Source organism: Blautia sp. HCP3S3_D9, assembly GCF_052063845.1.
GTDB lineage: Bacteria > Bacillota > Clostridia > Lachnospirales > Lachnospiraceae > Blautia_A.
In genome coordinates this window covers 1-3,333 of record NZ_JBQHWS010000218.1, presented here as the reverse complement: position 1 = coordinate 3,333, position 3,333 = coordinate 1, and the positions used below count along the sequence as shown (strand labels likewise).

The 3,333-nt window shown below is 38.9% G+C and carries 3 protein-coding genes and 1 riboswitch; of the genes, 1 reads left to right on the top strand and 2 read right to left on the bottom strand.

Features of this window, described 5'->3' with window-relative positions; genetic code table 11:
• Positions 1-94 precede the first annotated feature (94 nt).
• On the top strand, positions 95-1,261 hold the full coding sequence (locus ACTNES_RS20130) for a DUF6198 family protein (protein ID WP_441040502.1): 1,167 nt from the start codon (positions 95-97) through the stop codon (positions 1,259-1,261).
• A 103-nt stretch (positions 1,262-1,364) separates the two neighbouring features.
• On the opposite strand, the gene ACTNES_RS20125 is transcribed toward ACTNES_RS20130, so the two are convergent.
• Positions 1,365-1,940 (bottom strand): ECF transporter S component, encoded by a 576-nt coding sequence (locus tag ACTNES_RS20125; RefSeq protein WP_441040501.1) that lies wholly within the window; start codon positions 1,938-1,940, stop codon positions 1,365-1,367.
• A gap of 16 nt (positions 1,941-1,956) precedes the next feature.
• Complete coding sequence (locus ACTNES_RS20120) at positions 1,957-2,931, bottom strand: nucleoside hydrolase (protein ID WP_291810793.1); 975 nt, start codon at positions 2,929-2,931, stop codon at positions 1,957-1,959.
• 114 nt (positions 2,932-3,045) lie between these two features.
• Positions 3,046-3,090: riboswitch (PreQ1 riboswitch) on the bottom strand.
• Positions 3,091-3,333: the final 243 nt, after the last annotated feature.

Sequence of the window (3,333 nt, the reverse complement as noted above, 5' to 3'; positions counted from 1 at the left end):
TGGAAGGGAAAAAGAATAAACTGTAAACTGGCTGGATTCATGCATTGTTTGCGCCGGAAGGCAGGAACGACGAAAGGAGAGCATGCCGCCCGGCATGTTTGGAAGTTTGAATTTTCCTTTCACACTGGGAAATTTCACGATCATCTTCAGTCTGCTGCTGATCGCACTGCAGATTCTCATTTTAAGAAAAAACTTTAAGATAGAGAATATTCTTCAGATTCCTGTATCCATCGCATTTGGATATTTCATTGACCTTACCATGTATTTGTTTTTCTGGGTAAATCCACAGAATTATTTTATGAAAGTGATTGCTTTGCTCCTTGGATGTCTTGTACTTGGATTTGGTGTCTACATCGAAGTAGTAGCAGATGTTGTTATGCTTCCGGGCGAATCTTTTGTCCGCGCAATTGTCCAGACCTGGCATACAAATTTCGGAACAACCAAGATCATCTTTGATTCTTCTATGACAATTATTGCAGGTGTTCTTTCTTTTATTTTCTCCGGCAGATTAAACGGTGTGCGTGAAGGTACTGTTATTGCAGCTTTACTGGTTGGTTTTATCGCAAGATTGTTCGGAAAGAAACTGGAATTCGTAAAGCCATACCTGTTTCTGGAAGAGTACAGGAACGAAACCCAGACTTCTGATAAATCCAATGCAGAAGAAAATACAGCACATAAAAATGTAATCATTATCGGCAGACAGTATGGATGCGGCGGACATGATGTTGGAAAAGCTCTGGCAGAAAAACTGGGATACGAATTCTATGATCAGGAAATCATCAAAATGATCGCCGGAACCACCGGCATGACCTCCGAATTTATCCGCCGTAAAGAAGAGACTATGACAAACAGTCTGTTATATGATTTCGTAAACCAGATGTATTTATATGGAAGCAGAGAAGAGGAAGCTCCAAAGGATAAGATCTTCGAAGCAGAATCAAATGTTATCAAAGATCTGGCTAAGAAAGGAAACTGTATCATTATCGGAAGATGCTCTGATTATATTCTCCGTGAACATAAAAATGTACTGAAAATATTCTTAAGCGCACCATTGGAAACACGTATCAAACGTATTATGCAGAAATTAAATATAACCTCAAAAGAAGCAGAACAGCAGATTCGCAAAGAAGATAAACGTCGCGCGGACAATTACCGCTATTATACAGGACGTATATGGGGAATGTCTGCAAGCTTTGACCTTGCATTAAATACAGAATTGGGAATGGAATATATTGAGGAGTGCGTACAGAAAGCTTTATAAATATTTTGTATGACATAAAAAAATCGGGAAGAAATCCAGTTACATCGTTTTCTTCCCGATTTTTATCTTATTATTACTTTTACATAGAAAAATTAAATTTCTTTTATCTGACAAGACTTCCTTTCATGCTCTTATTCAATGCTGTAATAAGAACTGCAGATACTGCTAGACACAAGACTCTGTCCGCATAATCTGTAATAAACTGGACAATAAAGCAGCTTCCTACCATTCCAAGCGGTGTTTTGGAAAGAATCTGAACTAAAATAGAAGATCCTGAGGATGTAATTCCACCAAACAAAAACGCAGTAATACAGGAACTGATCAGTGTAGATGGAAGTGTGATCACAACAGCAGCAGGAAGGATCGACCATTTTTTCGGCTGCCATTTTCTGTATACAAGACCAGTCACAAAACCAAGTACAATTCCAACAGGCGCATAATACAAAGAATAAACATCAACAGTCATTCCCATTAACAGACCACTGAGTAAGTTCGGAAGCATTCCATAAAACGGTCCCAGAATGGATGCTACAAACACTGTTCCAATACTGTCCAGATAAATAGGAAGTTTCAAAAGTAAAGCAATCTGTCCACCTACAAAATTAATACAGATAGCAAAAGCAATCAGACAAATCTTATATGCTGTCATTTTTCCGGTGATTTTTTCTGTCTTCATCATATTCATTTGCACTCCTTTAAATCAAATCCTGTAAAATATCCAGTTCTCCCGGTTCCATGTCAAGGATCCGTGAAAGGAATAACTGGAAAAATGCATATACATCTACCTCCGTCAATACCTTTGTATTTGCAGTCTTTCGATAGAAGTTCATAGAGTCTACCACTGACTGACCAAGAGATATTCCCGTTGTTTCAATCTGTACATAAGACTCAAATCCCTCACAGATCGCAGGATTTAGGAAATACGCAACTGCAAGAGGATCATTGATCACGCAGCCAATGATATGTTCCCATTCCCAGTGAAAATCAAAATAAAACTTCGTAATTTTCTTTATAAATTCACCGGTTTCTTTATTCAATCTGCAGATATACTCCAGAAGAGTAGGAGTGAGGACAATCTCTCTTGTCACATCCAGTCCGATCATATGAATCTTTTTACCGATTTCATGTGTTGTAGCATACACCAGTGCCGCCGCATCCGGATCACACCAGTAATTATACTCAGCAACAGGAGAGCAATTTCCATGACTTTTAAATGTACCGCCCATAGATACCAGTTCCTCTATGCAGCAAAATGCCTCTCTGTCTTTCTGGATCAGTGTTGCAAGATTTGTCATCGGTCCCAATGCGATCACAGAAACCGTTTCTCTTTTCAAAATATCAGCCATAAAATCCACGGCTCCCATTTCCTGCTGCCAACCCTCTACTTCAGGCAGGAAACTCTCACCAAGTCCATCTTCTCCATGAGTATCCAGCGCGTTCACATAGTCACGTTTTAAAGGTTTACTTTCGCCGATATACACAGGAACATCCAGTCTGTTCATCTGCTTCAGAACTTTCTTTGCATTTCCGGCTCCCATTTCAACAGGTGAATTTCCACAGACAATCGTGATTCCAACCACCTCAATCTCAGGAGATTTCAGCGCAAGCATAATAGCAAGGCTGTCATCAATCCCCGGATCACAGTCAATGATTACTTTTCTTTTCTCCATTATTTTCCTTTCCAACTGGTGGTCAAAATAAAAAATGCTTTTGTTTATCACCTCCAATAAACAAAAGCATCAGCAAAAAGACTGCAGCAACAGCAGCCTGATTTTCCATTTTTACTTTGCCTAGTTTTTTATACTGGGAGGTTCACGAACCAGTTTCGACAAGTATTTTAGCATAGGTTTCTTTTTGTGGCAATACCATTTTAGATTTTTCTTCCTGAAATTAGAAAACAAACTGCAGACACCATCCTAAAGAAGAATTACCTACAGGACTTCGTAAAATAGAACTTCACGACGCTATTCCATGAAAAATCTTTCTGATCTGTCGCAAAAATACCAGTTGCTATTTCAAAATTTTTTGCAAGATATACGATGTCCTGTATGTATTAATAAAACCCGGGTCCA

Coding starts and splice junctions, on each gene's coding strand:
- ACTNES_RS20130 (WP_441040502.1), top strand. CDS start 95: ATGTTTGGAAGTTTGAATTTTCCTTTCACACTGGGAAATTTCACGATC.
- ACTNES_RS20125 (WP_441040501.1), bottom strand. CDS start 1,940: ATGATGAAGACAGAAAAAATCACCGGAAAAATGACAGCATATAAGATT.
- ACTNES_RS20120 (WP_291810793.1), bottom strand. CDS start 2,931: ATGGAGAAAAGAAAAGTAATCATTGACTGTGATCCGGGGATTGATGAC.